This is a genomic window from Agrobacterium tumefaciens, assembly GCF_013318015.2.
GTDB classification, from domain to species: Bacteria; Pseudomonadota; Alphaproteobacteria; order Rhizobiales; family Rhizobiaceae; genus Agrobacterium; species Agrobacterium tumefaciens.
Map to the genome: position 1 here is coordinate 1 of NZ_CP115845.1, position 16,261 is coordinate 16,261.

Here is a 16,261-nt window from a genome sequence, read left to right on the forward strand (position 1 = left end):
ATGTTGCAAGCCGTATACTCACACTCCGATGCAGAGCATCTACCATCTATGCTCTCAGCCGACGCCGCTGAGCTCCAACGACAATTGCAGCTACATCAGGCTCGCGTATTCCCTCCAACTTCCCAAAAAACAATCCGTCAATTCACTCCTAGCGAAGCAGCTGGCCTCATTGGAATCGGAGAGACATATCTTCGGCAGATCGCAGCTGAAATCAACGTGCCCGAGCCGTTGGCAAACGGCCGTAGAATGTACAGCCCTGTTGACATGGATCAGATCAGGGCCGCGCTCGACGTTAAAAATGGCGCGCCAAAATATGTTCCAAAGAGGCGTGGCCACGAGAAGCTTCAAGTTATCGCGGCAATGAACTTCAAAGGGGGGTCGGCTAAGACGACAACCTCCGCGCATCTTGCTCAATATCTCGCCCTACGCGGATACCGAACTCTCGCGATCGATCTTGATCCTCAAGCCTCGCTCAGCGCAATGTTCGGCCATCAACCGGAGCTGGATGTAGGGGAGGGGGAGACACTTCATGGCGCAATTCGCTATGACGATCCTCAGCCAATCTCCTCTATCGTTAGGTCGACGTACACCCCGAACCTCCACATTATTCCTGGGAATCTTGAGCTTATGGAGTTTGAGCACGAGACGCCCCGTTACATGGCGGGCGGCAATGTGGCGACCATGTTCTTTGCGAGAATTGGCGAGACACTCTCCGAGATCGAGAGCTTGTATGATGTGGTCATTGTCGACTGCCCGCCGCAACTTGGCTTTTTGACGATGTCCGCGCTCTGCGCGGCGACTTCTGTGCTCATAACTGTCCATCCTCAGATGCTGGATGTCATGTCGATGTCGCAGTTTCTGTCGATGACAAGCGAACTGATGAGTGTCGTTGAGAATGCTGGTGGCCGCACGAGTTACGACTGGATGCGCTACCTTCTTACTCGTTACGAGCCTAACGACGGCCCACAGGCTCAGATGTCGGGATTTATGAGAGCTATTTTTGGGAACAGGATGCTTCAGAACCCGATGTTGAAATCCACGGCGATTTCAGATGCCGGCGTAACAAAGCAAACCCTGTACGAAGTCGATAGGAGCCAGTTTACTCGTGGTACCTATGATCGAGCGATGGAATCCTTGAGTGCCGTGAACGGTGAAATCGAAGACTTGATACGAGCCGTCTGGGGAAGGAAATAATCGATGGCACGAAAAAATCTAATCGGTGTTTCCGACGAAACCGGATCTACTGCTTCAATGCCGTCGCCGAATGCATCTGGCCGTCCTCTTGCGGGCTTTGTCCCACCACCGCGTCCTACTGGACCGGTAGGCGGGATTACGAAATCGCTCAGCAATATCACATCGACTATGGAGCGTGCGCAAGGCATTGAGAAACAGCTCGCTGAAGGTCAAACAATCATCGACCTCGATCCTAACCTGGTCGACTCTTCTTTTGTAAGTGATCGCCTGGCGCTTGACGAAGCCAAACTCGCTACGCTTGCCGAACAAATTCGTGAAAATGGGCAGCAGGTTCCCATCCTCGTTCGTCCTCATCCGGACACTATCGGGCGCTTCCAGGTAGCATATGGCCACCGTCGCCTGGCGGCAGTGCGGCGACTTCAGGTTAAGGTTAGGGCAGTTGTTCGCGATCTCACAGATGATCAGCTAGTTGTGAGTCAGGGCCAAGAGAACAACGCTAGGACCAACCTTTCCTATATTGAGCGCGCGCTCTTTGCTGCGAAGCTTGAGGACAGGTCCTTCACTCGCGAGATCATAATGTCTGCTTTGGGTGTCGATAAAGCAGCCTTATCGAAAATGTTAAGTGTGGTGAAACAGGTGCCGACAACTCTTATAGAGGCTATTGGTGCTGCACCCGAGGTTGGTCGACGTCGTTGGATGGAATTTGCTGAGAAGCTCGACGCCTCGAAAATATCCACCATTCTGGAGTTCTTGAAATCTGAGGAAGCGCTGGCGGCTACGAGCGATGAGCGTTTTCAACTAGCGTTCTCCCAAGCCATCAACAAGCGAGGCAAAGCAGCCGAAAGCTCTTCGACGCAGGCCGTGGGTTTTACTTGGTCGCCAGTCGACAACTCGGAGACAGTGAGAGTCCAGTTCAGCCAGACTGCAAAGAAAGGCGTTCTATCGGTGGAAGCCAAGGACGGGCCTCAATTTGCAGAATACATCTCATCTCAGTTGGAGAGCCTTTATGTGGCCTTCAGGAGATCAGAAAAAGAAAGAGCAGGAGACTAACACAGCAAAAGAAAAAGGCCCCCAAACGACCCAAGTCGCGGAAGCCCTTCTCGTATTCCCTAAGCAAGAATGAGAATCGCACTTCCACGAATCCTAGTCAAGTGTCTTTGGCATCGTTTTGGTGAGTGGATTTCTTTTGCCTTTTGAAAGGTGAAAGACGATGCAAATTGGAAGTGTAACGACGCCGTTCGGGCGGCGCCCGGCGAAGCTTGCTCTCGTGAAACGGCAGCTCGAAACCAAAGAACTCAAACAAGCTAGGTCTGTCGAGAAGTGGAAAGTATTTCGCGACACCTGCGAAGCACGAGAGCTGCTGGGCGTCCAGGACCGCGCGCTCGCCGTACTGAACGCGCTCTTGACGTTCTACCCGGAAACGGACCTCCATAACGATGGAGCCCTTGTGGTGTTCCCGTCGAACGCGCAGCTCACCGTGCGTTCGCATGGCATCTCCGGAAGAACGTTGCGCCGCAATATCGCTGCCCTGATCGATGCCGGGCTTATCGAACGCCATGACAGCCCAAACGGCAAGCGCTACGCGCACCGTGATCGTACAGGCGACATCGAGGAGGCGTTTGGCTTCAGCTTGGCACCGTTACTCGCCCGGGCCGGAGAGATCGCTCATATGGCGCAGAAGGTTGCCGAGGAAACCCGGCTGCTGAAGCGGACAAAGGAAGCACTCACCATCTGCCGGCGCGATGTCCGCAAGCTCATCAGTGCGGCCCTCGAGGAGGGTGCTGAGGGTGACTGGGCAGCGAACGAGGCCATTTATCTTTCCCTCGTTGGACGCCTCACACGTAACCCAGAGCACTCCTTGATCAAATCCATTCTTGATGAAATGCGCCTCTTGCGCGAGGAGATTATCAACCTGCTGGAAATCCAGTTAAAAGCTGAAAATATGACCACCAATGACGGTCATAATGACCGCCACATACAGAATTCAAATACCGAATCCATCAATGAACTTGAACCTAGCTTCGAAATGAAGCAGGGCGCCACGGCAGTGCAGGAACCGAAGCCAAGGAGTGAGCCGGTAAAGACGTTCCCGTTAGGAGTGGTGCTGAAGGCTTGCCCGCAGATTATGGACTACGGGCCGGGAGGGGCGATCGGAAGCTGGCGCGACCTTATGTCGGCCGCGGTCGTGGTCAGATCCATGCTGGGTGTGAGCCCATCAGCCTACCAGGATGCCTGCGAAATCATGGGCCCGGAAAACGCGGCGGCCACGATTGCCTGCATTCTCGAGAAGGCAGGGCAGATCAATTCGGCCGGTGGATATCTCAGGGATCTGACGTCGAAAGCGGGCCGAGGAGAATTCTCACTCGGGCCACCCATCATGGCGTTGTTGCGAGCGAATGGGGGAGGGGCGCTCAAACGTGCGTAACGCATAGGCCTCCGGCGACCTTCACTGCTTTTTGTTCCACCGGCGATTGCTTGACTCCTCTCGAGGATGAGAACATTTATAGAACAAAAAGGAAGGATCAATGCCAGCGCCACTCCTGAAATCAACCGATATTCATACCACGATCAGGAAGCCGCTTAGCTGGCCCATGCTGATATGCCATCAAAATGAATGGCAGGTTTGTTACAAGGCGAAGGGAAAGCTTGACTGGCGCACCGTCATTGCATGGGTGTACGGCCGGGAAAGCATCTTCTTTTGTGAAGTCGGGCAGGAGCAACATGTGGTGGACTTGCCAGACCCTAAGAAGGTGCCGTTCTACGACGCCAACTTTCCTTTCACCGTGGATGAAGTCAACGAGGACGGCTTTCGCTTCAAGGAGCTTGCCGGCGCTGAGAACATCGTGGCCGCGAATGCGGCTTATCAGGTCTATAGACACAATTGCAGCGGCATCGTGCGGTTGCGGCACGGCGGCCGGTTGGTGCGAAGATCCGATTGCGACGAATGAGAAATCTTGTTGGACAACGGGGGAGGGCACCCCTTAGCAGGGGTGCGTACTTCAATGGCGGCGTTTACGGTTCGCCTGACGATTGATTTTCTCCACCTGAGTTATCATCGCCAGCAGGTCATGGATCAGCTCGTCTGGCAGGTTTGCCAGTTTTACGTAAAGCTCTGACCGTTCTGCAGCAGCTTCCTGGCTACCCCCAAAGAGGTGAGGCGCTACCGAAAACAACATTTCGGTTGGATGGAACCCTAGCACTTCGCTTAGCACAATGACTCGGTTCAAGTTCAGTTTCAGCAAGTTCCGCTCATACCGACCATAGACTTGCTGAGAAAGACCAAGGAGACTACTCATATCTCCCTGCTTTAGCCCCTTTTTCTCCCGAGCCGCTTTAAGAAACTGCGATGCGCGCGCATCGAGCTCTTCAATCGGGGTTACGCCATCGAATCCAGGTTTCCGATATACTTCCTTATCGGAATCGGGATCGGTAGTGGCCACCAGATGCTCTTGTCGGGCATACACGACATGCGCGGGAGCAGAACGCGGATCGAACTCATCGTCATCGAAATTGTCGTCTTCCCAATTGTTGTCACCGCTCACGCCGCTCAACCCCCTGTTTGAAGCCCAGCCTTATAAAATCAGTGGGCCTCTTTGTTACCATCTACCGTTTTTGGCATATCTGAGGCGCATCATAAAGGGTAGCCCAAACCACAACCTTTTCGCCGCCCAATGATACTGCATGGTTTATCGCGCATAAACCACCCGTCAGAATAGATGGAAAGGGATTGCCTAGTAGCCTGCTTCCTCAAGATATTTCCGAATGGCGTCGCGGACAATCGCTGCCATTTTGACTTCGTTCTCGGTGGCTGCCCGGTTCAGGCGACGTTTCAGATCAGGTTCAAGCGGGACATTGATGAAACGCTGAGCCTCTCTCGCCTGCTGGCGCCTCAAGCTCCGCAGTCGATGAATACCGTCTTGCGAGGCAACATGGCGTTCATCACTGCGTGCTCTCTGGACTTCAGGGTCGGCGCTTATCAGAACTTCTTTCTCCTGAGACTTATCACGTCGCGGCGTCTCAACGTGGATTGTCGCCTCGCCTTCAGCTGGACGCACCCGAGGTGCCACCTGGAATTCTTCAGCGCTCGTCTTTTCTTTAGCCATTCTGGTTTCTTTCAAAGATCACGCTGGGAACGTTAAGAAGCTCTTGAACGAACGCTTTTGTTTCCGCGCGGCCTTTCTTCACTGGTTCCGTAAGGTCGAGCATTTGGAGCGTACCTAGTCCACTCCGTATCTCGCGATAGCAGTTTCGTTCGGTAAGCTCCGTCTCCAAAAGCACGCTGTCATAGCCCGATTGTTCAAGCTTCTCGGAAAACTGCCTGATGATACGATATTCGGCCAGATTACGGTTAGGGACTGTTATCCTCGTCCTGAATATGGCCTGGGGGATAGCTCGGCCAAGGGTGTCGCCTACCGACGCAGCCAATTCGGCGGCTTCCCCAACGGCCTTGATCTCATCTTGATTTGGCTGGACCGGCGTCATTATCAATTCCGAGCGTTCCAGTACGGCGCTGATAAGCGATGAATCCACGCCTGGTGCATCTATTACAATGAAGTCAGACTGCCCTGCTGCGTGATCAATCGCTTCATTCAAGCTCTCGCGACGAGCGGCAACAACCATCGAAACATTCGCCGGTCGGTTATCTTTTTGGATCGAACGCTCCCACCACTCCGTAAGGTTACGGCGCGCGTCTGCGTCGATCATCAAAACCGATTTTCCCTCAAGCGCCAATTCACCTGCGACCAAGATAGCGGCGGTGGTTTTACCGGCTCCGCCTTTACCACTAACCGCTGAGATAATACGAACCATCCCACTCTCCACACATACTTATGGTTGACCAAATTGAGCCGGCCCCCCGCCTTCGCGTTCTAGTGCGCAGCACTACAGCTACTCGTGAGCGCCATCCGTCTCAACAATCCGAAAATACCATTTGGGTGTATCATGCAGACCATCGGTCGCGCAATACATAACCGTAATGGGAACATACAGAGTTGCGCTAGTGGAGTTGCGAGCCGTCGTTATGTGGTGTTGGTTCACACGATATTGCACCTCCATACAACACATTTGTTGTGACTTATGGCGCAGGAATACCCTTCCCCAAAGGCTTTCCGCAATTTCAAGCTCTTCCGTCTTGGTTGTGAACCCCGGAGCCGCGCAGGTTCTGACTGCTGCGAACGCACGCAGTCGGCAAGGGCGAAAGAGCGGAGCGTCCCTTGCAAGACGAGTACGATTGGCAGCAAAAAAGAAACCAGCGGACCGAGGTGAACCCTGGTGAGCGCCCGCAAGGATCAAAACGGAGGCCGGCTGGCCGACCATCATAAAGTGCGAGCGCAGTGAGCGCTATAAAGGTCAATTGAAATGGGCTGACTATTACTCTTTTGGTTTGGCAGGATACGCAATTTCGTGGTACGAAAATTGCTGACCTCGATAGATCGAGGGGTAATTGGCATTGGATTGACTGGTGAGGACTGTTTGACCCGAGCTCTGAAAGGGAAGGTGGGACGCCCAAAGGCCGCGTCTACGCTTGCGAAAACCGTAAAAATCCGCCTCAGCGACGCGGAGTTAGCGTCGGTTAAAGCGGCGGCCGGCGAGGCAGGGATGACGGTCTCAGCCTTCGTTCGCTCTCTATCATTGCAGGGTGCCGGCGTCCGTCCGATCTTCAATGACAGCGACCGCGCGGCGCTCTCGATCCTCTACGAGAATATGCGGAAAATCGGCGTGAATCTAAATCAGGTGACCCGAGCCATCAATTCCGGACGAGCGGTGCATCCAGAAGAGGTCATGATAACCCTTCGAAATGTGGAGTTGGTCGCTACTGGTGTGGCCGTAGAATTGAGAAACACAGCCAGGCGCGCGGGCAATGCGCGGCGTGAATCGTAATGTCTGATATTTTTCCCGGGTTTTTTGAGGCGGAATGGGAGCGCCAGAAGGCTATTCTTCTTGATGACAAGGAGCGGATCAAGTCGGCGTCGCGTCCTTTAGACGAAGAAATGCGAAAAAGGGGAGGTGGCGGAGGATCATCTTTTCGCTCTGGCATGAGCAAAGGGTTGACCTCGCGCTTGCGTGTAGCAAGTGGAACCCAGACCGTGTTTGGCGCAAACCCTGCATTCTCAAGTCAATCCCCGCCACGCCCGGTTGTGGATCGATTGGCGGCCGTCGCCAACGGAAGTCAACCGGCTGTTGTCAAAATGGCCTCGTATGGGGGCGGCGCGCGTTTGGGGGCGATGTCGTCTTATGTCTCGCGTGATGGAGAAATCTCACTTGAAAATGAGCGTGGTGAACGTCTTCAGGGCAAAGAGGATCTCGCGAGGCTTCGGGAGGAGTGGGAGCCATTTTTCCAAGGGCGCAACGACAGTCGGGATATTGCTGGGTTTGAGATCGCGATCGGCACACCCGGTTTTCGGAATGAGGGCGATATTCATGCCTTTGTTCAGGGTGTGATGAAGGAGGGGTTTGGAGGGCGGCATTTCGCTTATGGGATCAGCCAGCCGGCGCAGGGTTTAATCAATATCAGCGGCGTGTTGGTGCTGCGCGATAAGGATGGTGCGCGCCTCACAGGCGACCACGAGGCTGCAGAAATCGTTCGTGAGCGACTGGCGGAGATAGGAAACAGGTCGGCTAAAGTCTCTTTCACTGGCTTTGGGAACGGTGTCGAGTATGGAACTGCGCGTTTAAGAAGCCTCATAGATGCGCATGGAGGAGCTGTGCGCGATGACCGGGGCCAGTCTATCGAGAATCCTAAGTCTGCCGGCGACCTGGTGCAGCGTCAGTGGCGACGTGACTTGCATAGTCGTCGAGGGCGCGATGTCATGCATGTTATTCTCTCGGCGCGCGCCGACACAGACGCTGACGCTTTCGAGGCCGCTGCTCGTGATTTCTTGGGCCAGCAGTTCGCCGGGTTCAAGTACGCCTTCGCTATGCACGATCCCAAGAATGACCCTAAAGATGAAAACGACGGCGGGAAGCGTCCTCATATTCACGTTCATGCCCTTGTTGTGATGCGCAACGAGTATGGAGAGCGCATCACTACAAGCCCCGCAGAATTTCGGCAGTGGCGCGAATTGCTAGCCGAAAAGGCGCGCGAAAACGGAATCTCAATGGAAATGACCGACCGGCGAGATTTGGCGTCGGCTCCCGCTTTCACAAAGAACCAGGTGCGCGCCACCAACACAGTAGGACGCACCAAACATATTGGAACGTCGGCTGCGGCCCAGGCGCGGTACGACGCCAAGCGAGCGGAAGAGCCAAGTATCCTCCGGACCGATCGCAGCATTCGTTATACCGAAAATGTCCTATCAGCTTGGAAAGAGATATCCGAGAATGGTAGCTCAGTGACTATTTCGGAAAGAGCGAAATATGCGCAATCTTCCGTCGTTTCAGCGCTTCTAAAAGCCATTTCAGACCCCGAACCAATCAAATATGTTACCAATGACGTATTTTCTAGAGCGTCTAATATGGTAACATTGTTTGACGCAGTAAAAGAGGGTGTGCGCATGAACGATTTAACTGTTGAAGATTTCCCTGCTTATGCAGAAGGCGTGCAGAAGGCGCTAGATAATATAAAATCTGTCGTGGCGCTTCCAGAAGATCTGGCAACGTTCGAAGCGCTTGAAAAGCAAGCTATAGACCGACTGGCTGCAAAGCAGCGTTCACTATTGGCGGCCGAGAAACTCGAAACTGCGGCTGATAAGAGCCGACCCAACTCGATTTCTCGTGAGAGCGGCTCTCCAGTGGCCGCATTGAGCCCAATGCAGTTGGCGGCCACGGTACTCGATGGCCTGACTGCAAATGTGTCAGAGGCCATGAAGGATGTACTAAAGGATGAACGCGCCGAGGACGAGCAATCGACAAAGCTGAAACCCGATGAACCGAGGATCGAAACCGAAGCTGCGCCGGCTACGGCGGCAAAGGGCGCGGCTGCCGAGGTGGATAGCGAAGAAACCGAGAAGGGCAATCGAGGTTTCCCGGCTGAAATATCGCGTCAGTATTACCTACAGCACACCCAGATTGGCACGACGCGGGTATTTGCAGATTCCAAGGGTATGCGTGAAGTATTCCAGGATGCCGGGGAGAAGATGCGCACCAAGACCTTCGATCCGACCGCGGTTCGCCTGATGGTCGATACAGCGGCGCATCGTGGATGGACGAGTATCGAGATAAAGGGATCGCCGGAATTTCGCCGGGAGGCTTGGTTGGAAGGTCAGTCCCGAGGTATTGCCGTGAAGGGCTATTCCCCAACTGAACTCGACTGGCAGGAGGTTACTCGTCGCGAACAGGCGCATCTGAAGAATGAGATCCGCCATGTTGAGGAGAAGGCACTTGAGCCGAGGTCATCCGCACCAGGCGTTGAGTCTGGGCAACGGGCTTCCGACGGGTCGACGGTACATCCAAGAGAAGTAGGAGCGCCAGCTGTTGCCGAGGCGAAAGGACAATCATTCCGCGACGGTGTCAACGGTGTTTTGGTTGAGCAAGGTCAGAAGCACTATCAGGACAATCCAAAGAACGAACAGTCCAGCTATGTCGTGCTTCGAACCGCGGAAGGGGATCGCACGGTTTGGGGCGTTGGAATTCCGGATGCACTCTATCGGGCCGATGCAAAAGAAGGGGATACGATCACTCTGCGCGAAGCTGGAATGGAGAAGGTTAAAAAGACCATTATTAATGAGGTTGATGGCAAGAAAGTTAAGCAGGAGGTCATGGTCGATAGGAGGAGCTGGGAGGCGCAGGTTACTGAACGTGGCATTGGTGTAACCGAGCCAAAGAAAGACCATATTGCAGAAGTTGATACTTCATCAAAATCTAAAATTATGGTAGAAGAAAAGAAGGCTTCCCGTGAAGGAGATGCTTCTACAACTGAACCAGCAAAACAGCAGACCAACCGCCTGCAGCAGCTGCGTCAGGAACATGAAGCTGATAAGGGACGGGACGAACAGGAACGGTGATTGTTATGGATCGCAGCAAGGCACAGTTGATTTGGGATATCCAAGCGTCCGAGCAGTCCGCTCGTGACGCCAAAAAATATTCTAGCGGCCAAATCAAGTTCTTTGGATTTGTGTTTCTGTCATTTCTGGCAGTGTGGTTGATCGACCGTGTGCTGATCCAGCTGCAGATTTGGTATCATCAGTCCGTCGCGTGGATAGCTGAAACTGTTCCGATGCTTGCGGTTCATTGGCCGTTCTAGTGAATAACGAAGAGATAGAAAGCCGGGTTCACCCGGCTTTTTTTATGTTCCCGTTGCTTCCTCTTCGACCTCGTCACGCGCTGCGATAAACATCTGAAGGGTAGGAGTTCGTGTGCGCTTTTGCGCCTTCAGCAAAGGTGCTGCTTTCTCGCGCATATCGAGGACAGCCTTTCGCTCGATCGCTAACGCCTCCTGGTACTCCTGTTCCGCCGCGGTCTCTGATTGCTCACCACGAGCGATTTCATTATTTGCGGCCTCGATGATTTCACCATCTTCCGTGATGACTTCATTCAGAGCTTGCCCCTGCATCTCACTCACTACGGCGCTTTTTGGATTAGCGCGTTCGGGTTCTGCCAGGGCGGGCGCTGAAGGTTTCCGCTTATCGTCACGTCGTTTCCATGGCGCCTCGATGTGCTCGCCGGCGTTCTCATATTCTTCAGTAAGAGCAGGGACCGGTGGCGATGGAAGGATCTCCGTTTCCGGCACATACGGTGGATTGGCGAGAGAGCGTTCGACGGCCGACTTGAACGGCTGAGTTTTGAAAAACTCGAGCTTGTCTGCAAATATCGGGCTCTGGCCCTCGACGAGTAATACGAGGTTCTCTCTCGCCATTTTGCGAACCTCCTGTGGCATCATCAGCTCGCGCTCGCGTATCTGTTCCACCTTAGTTCGCTTGTGAAATCCGAAGGGTTCGATAGATCTTGAAACCGACTGATAGCGGATTGTGTGTCGCCCCAACGCCTTCGATACGTAGTCTGCGGTGGCCTGATCGTTGGCGCCGAGGATGAGCTGATAGCCGCAATTTCCCGTAAGTGATTGCCGGGAGTTCTCTCCATAAATCTCGTCGAGGTTCTTGAGGTCCTGAATAATGAAAGCGAACTTGATATTATAGCCGGCGACGTAGGGCAATTTGGTCATGACCTCGTCCATTTTCTTCAACTGGCGAAATTCGTCTAGCAAGCAGTAGACCGGCAGGGCCCTCGGGTTGTGTTCCAACATCAGCTGGTTGAGCACCTGCTGCACAAAGAGCGTCAACAAGGGCTGCAGCAGCGTGATATCAGTGATGTTAGGTGCGAGATAAATCGACATCGGTTTGCGATTCATCATCGAGATGTCGATATCTGTAGATGATGTGGCGGCGACAATGCGTTCGTTCTGAAAGGGCTCGAGCGCATTTTGGAGTTCAGTAAGGGCCGAGCCGGCAGTCTTTTCCGGAAGTCCGATATACGCGCCGAAGCTTTCGCGCGTAAATCGGGACAGGTACGGTTCCTTTTCCATGATAAAGCGAAGCAGTACCTGGACCGGGACGCCCGAATTCAGAAGAGCATTGATTTCAGACAGGTTGCGTCGTCCCTCATAAAAATCACTTTCATGAATATAGCTGATAAATCCGGCCGCTATCCGTTGCGCCATTTGCTGCCAGAAAGCACCGTCCCCTGATGAAGTCTTCGGAACGAGGATCTTCGCCATGTTTTGAATGTCTGTCGTGCGATCGCCGCTATCCGACCGAATGAAATCCATTGGATTCCATCTGTGGGAGTTTCTCTGACCTGGTGCAAAGAGGAAGACCTTGTTGCCGGCCCTTTGACGGTGCGCGGCCGTCGAGTTGAATATCTCGCCCTTTAGATCCGTCACCAGCATCGAGCCTTCGTGGGCAAGCGCATTTGGGATAACATACCCAGCGCCTTTCCCGGAACGGGTAGGGCCTATGACAAGGTGGTGTCTGTCATCCTTCACCCGTAAAATTTGGCGGCGGATCTTACCAAAGATATGACCGTCCTTGCGGAACCATTTTGCCCTGCGAAGCTCGGCAATTGTCTGGAAGGCGGCCTCACCAAGAGGCTGTTCCTGCTTCCGAAGCCCGGCATAAGCGATGATCGCTGTTGCTGCGACAGCTGGAAGCATCGCGCCGGCGGCGACCTTCTGCAGGACAGGATTGGAACCGTAGTACCACAGTTGCACGAACGGCGCGAAAGGCTGGCTGGTGATAGTGAGATGGAGGATACGGCTATCTTTAAAAAAAACGGCAAGCCCCACTCCATAGGCCAGCGCCCAGCCCATGCACCCGATGACGGCGCAAAATGCGACAAAGATGATTTTCATCTGCTTGTTCATGCGCTGACCTTTGTGAAGGCAATTTCGGAGATACCGCGTTTCCCGTCCTTTTTGTGGAGCTGGACGACGATCGGGATAACTGAGCGAATGTAGTCCATGAGCTCAGCCTTGCTGAACCCTCCTGACAGGCCAGCTTGCGCCACCATCATTGCCAACTGCTGATAGGCGCCGTCGGGCGTGTTGGCGTGGATCGTGGACATTGATCCTGGGTGGCCGGTATTAATGCCGCGGAGGAAAGTAAAAGCTTCCGCGCCGCGGATTTCCCCAACGAACAGGCGGTCGGGTCGCATGCGGAGCGAAGATTCTAGCAATTTCTGCATGTCTACATCAGCGGTGCCTTGCGATCCCTTCGAAGCGACCAGGTGAACAACATTCTTTTGTGGCGGCTTCAGTTCCCGCGCGTCTTCGAGAGTGATAATGCGCTCTTCCTTGTGGACCGCTTGGAGACATGCATTCAGGAACGTCGTTTTACCTGAAGCCGTGCCACCGCTGATCAATATCGAAACCCGATTGCGGATTGCTTCGTTTAGGAAGTCGTAAAATCGACGTGACTGCAGGTGATTTGAAAGGGCGAGGTCTAGTTCAGTCGTCTCGCCACTCGAAAGCTGAATATGATCGAGGCTGCCTTTGTCGCGATAATCCTCGAGTGTAAAATTGCTGACGACTTGTTTGCGAATGGAAATTGAGCCGCCATCTGTGGCGACAGGGGGAAGCACAAACTGAATGCGCTCCCCTGTGGGAAGGGAAGCGCTCAGAATTGGATTTTTGTCGTTGATGAACTGATTGGTGAACCCTGCCACCTGCTGCGCCAGAAGTTGTATTTCATCCTTCGTCAGCTCCGGAACACTGTGGAACTCCATATGATGTGCGCCCAACCGTTCGATAAAAACTTCTCCCGGTCTGTTGACCGAAATCTCCACGATATTGGGATCATCCAGAAACTGACGAACGGGGCCGAGCGCTTTGTTGATAAAGAGATTTGTTGGGCGACTTTCTTTTCTATTATCGAAGACGACGTTCACGCTGGATTTCCTTCATAGCCTCTGTCACCGGATCATCGTAGTATTCGGAAAAGTCGAGGTCCTGCCGGACGAAGATAAAAATCCTCTCGCCCTGATTTACGCTAATGGTCGGCGGAATTCGGAGGTTTTCGCTTAGAGCTTGGTTCGCCATGTCAGAGAATGTTTGCGCAATTGTTTCTCGCGCGAGATCCGCACCGCTCTGCGAATTCGAACTACCGCCGAGATTTTCGTTTCCGTACCCTGTGGCATAGCTCGCACCAGCGCCCACAATAGAGAGAAGGATGGCAGAACCGAACCTTTCACGCCATTTGTTGTCCACGCGTCCAGTGAGGCCTGATCGACCCAAGCTGTCGGTTCCGATTGACGCGAGCTGGATAGCGACGCCGTCATCGCGGACAAGCCGTGTCCAAACAACGAAAATCCGCTTTTGGCCACGCGCGATCGAGGATTGGTATTCTCCTATTAGGCGACTGCCAGCAGGTATCAGAACGCGACGGCCATCGAATGAGTATACGTCCTGAGCCGTGATCGCCCTGATTTGCCCAGGTAGATCGCTGACGATCGCAGTTTCCAAAATGCCCGGAATAAGAGTGCCTTCGACAACAGTAGCATCGATGCGAGGAATCTTTGTCGCCTTCGCGGACCTTGAACCCATGGAGGCGGCGGTAGCGAGATATTTGCTGTTCTGATCTTCTCCGGCAACCGATGCACCAGCACCTTGCGCACCCGACCCGCCCAATCCACCAGCTGCTGAAGCACTACCATTCCCCGACAGGACGACAATCTTGGACTTGAATCGCTCTGGAAACGTCTCTACGGCCGGCGCGGGTACGAGGTCCGGAGCGGGAACGGAGGGAGAAGGGGAGACGATAGCGACTGGCGGCGGCGGCGGCGGCGGCGGTACTTCAAATACTGTTGTATCTGGTTTGTCCTCAATCGGAGCAGGAGTCGGTATTTCAATGATTGCAGGCTCAGAAGGCTTCTCCACTGGCGCTTCTTTATCAGAAACGAATGACGGCGGACGAAAGCTCATTGAGCTAAATTCCTCCTCGACCTGCTTATGATTCTTGGGCTTCCCATCGTTGCCAGACCAGACGACATTGTAAGCTACGACCGTCATGATAGCAGCAAACGCGACACCGCCGAGGAGTTGCTTCTTCTTGAGCTTAGTGTCAGCGATTGGCGTCTCTTCACCCACGCTGATTGCTTTAAGGTGATCGTTTTCTTTCATTTGTTGCCGCTCCTGCTGCGAATAGATGCCTGAGTTTCCACTTTCGGTCCCATCACGTCCGGATCGGGTGCGCCGAAATCAGGCTTGCGGAGGTTAAAAATGCAGGTCCATTGATCACCATCGCGCAAGGTGAATTGCGTCCCGACGCCATCGACGACGATATATTCGCCTTCTTTCCGGAAGTTCCTCAGGGTTTCAGAGAAGTTCGAGTTAACCGCGAAGATCGAGGGGACTGTGCCCTTAAATTTGAAGTATGTTTTCTTGCCATCATCGAAAATCATTGATGGCTTCAAAGCTGACGATCCGGAGAACGAATACTCCAGATTGACATTGGCTTTATCGATGCCGCTCATATTTGGATGAGCAGCTCGAACTTCTGCCTCAGACCTAAGGGATGCATTGAGGTCCTTGTCTGGGTAGATAAAGCGAACGCCATAGACTTTTTTGCCTGCATCCTGGGCAAAGTCATGCAGTTCCAGAAAATAGATACGCTTTGTCGTAACCACATTGAGGTTCGTAACAACATCTTTGGCGATCGGCTTGATGAACAGAATGTTCTTCCGTTCGTTCGGCACCACATACCAGCTATCGGTATCTCCCAACCCAATGTCCACAAAGCTTTCATCTTCATCGAACACGATCATCGTTGAAATGCCGTAGGTCGCATCAATGCGGGTCACGTCGTCGGGGCGATAGGTGATTGAGGTTAGGCGGGTATCGCGCTTTCCGGGCTTAGGAGCCTCAAGAGCATCCGCGACCGTGCAAATCATAAGGAACGCTACTGTCGATAAGAGGAGCCGCTTCATTAGCCATTCACTCCGGGCGCTACGGTTTCCTGGTCACGGCGATAGCTGTAAATCTGGAAACCCAGTGGATTTTCGAACATCCAAGCGTTTGTTGAGGGAGCAGACGTATAACGATACCGCAACACGCTCACATAGTGGCGCGTGACCTGTTCAGTGTCGGAACGTTCGGTAACTGAAAATCGCGCCTGTGCAGTACTGTCGTTAAGGAACGTGACTGATTTAACGTCAACCGAAACACGCTTGTTCTTTCCATAGATTTTGGTCGGATTCTTAGTATTCGTGGCGCTGTAGAGTTCCTGCAGTTCACGAGCTGCGTCGCCAGTAGAAAGGAGAGCCGCTGTCCCAAAGTTTTCCGATATCATTAGCGGGTCATAACCCTCACGCATGCGTAAGAACCTTACGACATTCGCTTGGGTAACAGCCTGACGCTCAGTTAAACTGAGGGCGTTATAATCGGTGTTGCGAGCTGTTTTTATCTCGATATAGCCGGTGTTTTTGTCAACCAATACGAGGTACGGCTCAAAGGTCTTCAAAGGGGTCAGACCAGCGAGCGCCAACAGCGCAACGATGAGGGCCGCGCTTGAGATCAAGGCTATAAACCAAGCAACGTTTTTGGACCGCCTTTCCTTCTTAACCAGGTCGAGCTCCCATACGGAACCTTGCTGGAAGTAAGAGACGACACGAGGATCTGTGTTCTGCGTCATAGACAATG

General features: G+C 53.4%; 15 protein-coding genes. 7 read left to right on the plus strand and 8 right to left on the minus strand.

Annotated features, from left to right (window positions below):
- From repA to G6L97_RS26860, 4 genes are all read left to right on the plus strand, one after another.
- Positions 1 to 1,194: a plasmid partitioning protein RepA gene (gene repA / locus G6L97_RS26845; RefSeq protein ID WP_174004184.1), complete on the plus strand. Its 1,194-nt coding sequence runs from the start codon at positions 1 to 3 to the stop codon at positions 1,192 to 1,194.
- Between the two features lie 3 nt (positions 1,195 to 1,197).
- Positions 1,198 to 2,244, plus strand: coding sequence for a plasmid partitioning protein RepB (gene repB / locus G6L97_RS26850; protein ID WP_174004186.1), 1,047 nt, complete (start codon positions 1,198 to 1,200; stop codon positions 2,242 to 2,244).
- Positions 2,245 to 2,404: 160 nt separating this feature from the next.
- The gene (gene repC, locus G6L97_RS26855; protein ID WP_174004188.1) at positions 2,405 to 3,619 is read left to right on the plus strand and encodes a plasmid replication protein RepC; all 1,215 of its coding nucleotides are present in this window, start codon (positions 2,405 to 2,407) and stop codon (positions 3,617 to 3,619) included.
- Positions 3,620 to 3,719: 100 nt separating this feature from the next.
- On the plus strand, positions 3,720 to 4,142 hold the full coding sequence (locus G6L97_RS26860; protein WP_174004190.1) for a hypothetical protein: 423 nt from the start codon (positions 3,720 to 3,722) through the stop codon (positions 4,140 to 4,142).
- A gap of 51 nt (positions 4,143 to 4,193) precedes the next feature.
- Here G6L97_RS26860 and G6L97_RS26865 read toward each other — a convergent pair whose 3' ends face one another.
- From G6L97_RS26865 to G6L97_RS26875, 3 genes are all read right to left on the minus strand, one after another.
- Positions 4,194 to 4,736, minus strand: a complete 543-nt coding sequence (locus G6L97_RS26865) for a helix-turn-helix domain-containing protein (RefSeq protein ID WP_158006608.1) — start codon at positions 4,734 to 4,736, stop codon at positions 4,194 to 4,196.
- Between the two features lie 189 nt (positions 4,737 to 4,925).
- Positions 4,926 to 5,297 (minus strand): ribbon-helix-helix domain-containing protein, encoded by a 372-nt coding sequence (locus tag G6L97_RS26870; protein ID WP_174004192.1) that lies wholly within the window; start codon positions 5,295 to 5,297, stop codon positions 4,926 to 4,928.
- The gene (locus tag G6L97_RS26875; RefSeq protein ID WP_174004194.1) at positions 5,290 to 6,003 is read right to left on the minus strand and encodes a ParA family protein; all 714 of its coding nucleotides are present in this window, start codon (positions 6,001 to 6,003) and stop codon (positions 5,290 to 5,292) included. The genes G6L97_RS26870 and G6L97_RS26875 overlap by 8 nt, the downstream gene beginning before the upstream one ends.
- Positions 6,004 to 6,678: 675 nt before the next feature.
- Between G6L97_RS26875 and G6L97_RS26880 the strand changes: the two genes are divergently transcribed.
- The 3 genes from G6L97_RS26880 to G6L97_RS26890 are packed head-to-tail and all read left to right on the plus strand — an operon-like array spanning position 6,679 to position 10,375.
- Complete coding sequence (locus tag G6L97_RS26880) at positions 6,679 to 7,074, plus strand: plasmid mobilization protein (RefSeq protein WP_236776396.1); 396 nt, start codon at positions 6,679 to 6,681, stop codon at positions 7,072 to 7,074.
- A complete protein-coding gene (locus G6L97_RS26885) occupies positions 7,074 to 10,136 on the plus strand; it encodes an LPD7 domain-containing protein (protein ID WP_174004195.1) in 3,063 nt (1,020 codons plus the stop codon). The genes G6L97_RS26880 and G6L97_RS26885 overlap by 1 nt, the downstream gene beginning before the upstream one ends.
- 5 nt (positions 10,137 to 10,141) lie before the next feature.
- The gene (locus tag G6L97_RS26890; RefSeq protein ID WP_174004197.1) at positions 10,142 to 10,375 is read left to right on the plus strand and encodes a hypothetical protein; all 234 of its coding nucleotides are present in this window, start codon (positions 10,142 to 10,144) and stop codon (positions 10,373 to 10,375) included.
- A 42-nt stretch (positions 10,376 to 10,417) separates the two neighbouring features.
- On the opposite strand, the gene G6L97_RS26895 is transcribed toward G6L97_RS26890, so the two are convergent.
- From G6L97_RS26895 to G6L97_RS26915, 5 genes are read right to left on the minus strand one after another with little or no spacing between them, the layout of a single operon-like run.
- Positions 10,418 to 12,490: a type IV secretory system conjugative DNA transfer family protein gene (locus tag G6L97_RS26895; protein ID WP_174004199.1), complete on the minus strand. Its 2,073-nt coding sequence runs from the start codon at positions 12,488 to 12,490 to the stop codon at positions 10,418 to 10,420.
- Positions 12,487 to 13,512, minus strand: a complete 1,026-nt coding sequence (virB11, locus tag G6L97_RS26900) for a P-type DNA transfer ATPase VirB11 (protein WP_025591927.1) — start codon at positions 13,510 to 13,512, stop codon at positions 12,487 to 12,489. Before virB11 ends, G6L97_RS26895 begins: the two co-directional genes overlap by 4 nt.
- Positions 13,493 to 14,743 (minus strand): type IV secretion system protein VirB10, encoded by a 1,251-nt coding sequence (gene virB10, locus G6L97_RS26905; RefSeq protein WP_174004201.1) that lies wholly within the window; start codon positions 14,741 to 14,743, stop codon positions 13,493 to 13,495. Before virB10 ends, virB11 begins: the two co-directional genes overlap by 20 nt.
- Positions 14,740 to 15,549 carry a TrbG/VirB9 family P-type conjugative transfer protein gene (locus G6L97_RS26910; RefSeq protein ID WP_025591925.1) on the minus strand — a complete coding sequence of 270 codons (810 nt, stop codon included), beginning with the start codon at positions 15,547 to 15,549 and terminating at the stop codon, positions 14,740 to 14,742. The genes virB10 and G6L97_RS26910 overlap by 4 nt, the downstream gene beginning before the upstream one ends.
- Complete coding sequence (locus tag G6L97_RS26915; RefSeq protein ID WP_174004203.1) at positions 15,549 to 16,253, minus strand: virB8 family protein; 705 nt, start codon at positions 16,251 to 16,253, stop codon at positions 15,549 to 15,551. The genes G6L97_RS26910 and G6L97_RS26915 overlap by 1 nt, the downstream gene beginning before the upstream one ends.
- Positions 16,254 to 16,261: the final 8 nt, after the last annotated feature.

Excerpts from the sequence above, each read along its gene's own strand:
- repA (WP_174004184.1), top strand. The coding sequence starts at position 1 with ATGTTGCAAGCCGTATACTCACACTCCGATGCAGAGCATCTACCATCT.
- repB (WP_174004186.1), top strand. The coding sequence starts at position 1,198 with ATGGCACGAAAAAATCTAATCGGTGTTTCCGACGAAACCGGATCTACT.
- repC (WP_174004188.1), top strand. The coding sequence starts at position 2,405 with ATGCAAATTGGAAGTGTAACGACGCCGTTCGGGCGGCGCCCGGCGAAG.
- G6L97_RS26860 (WP_174004190.1), top strand. The coding sequence starts at position 3,720 with ATGCCAGCGCCACTCCTGAAATCAACCGATATTCATACCACGATCAGG.
- G6L97_RS26870 (WP_174004192.1), bottom strand. The coding sequence starts at position 5,297 with ATGGCTAAAGAAAAGACGAGCGCTGAAGAATTCCAGGTGGCACCTCGG.
- G6L97_RS26875 (WP_174004194.1), bottom strand. The coding sequence starts at position 6,003 with ATGGTTCGTATTATCTCAGCGGTTAGTGGTAAAGGCGGAGCCGGTAAA.
- G6L97_RS26885 (WP_174004195.1), top strand. The coding sequence starts at position 7,074 with ATGTCTGATATTTTTCCCGGGTTTTTTGAGGCGGAATGGGAGCGCCAG.
- G6L97_RS26890 (WP_174004197.1), top strand. The coding sequence starts at position 10,142 with ATGGATCGCAGCAAGGCACAGTTGATTTGGGATATCCAAGCGTCCGAG.
- G6L97_RS26895 (WP_174004199.1), bottom strand. The coding sequence starts at position 12,490 with ATGAACAAGCAGATGAAAATCATCTTTGTCGCATTTTGCGCCGTCATC.
- virB10 (WP_174004201.1), bottom strand. The coding sequence starts at position 14,743 with ATGAAAGAAAACGATCACCTTAAAGCAATCAGCGTGGGTGAAGAGACG.
- G6L97_RS26910 (WP_025591925.1), bottom strand. The coding sequence starts at position 15,549 with ATGAAGCGGCTCCTCTTATCGACAGTAGCGTTCCTTATGATTTGCACG.
- G6L97_RS26915 (WP_174004203.1), bottom strand. The coding sequence starts at position 16,253 with ATGACGCAGAACACAGATCCTCGTGTCGTCTCTTACTTCCAGCAAGGT.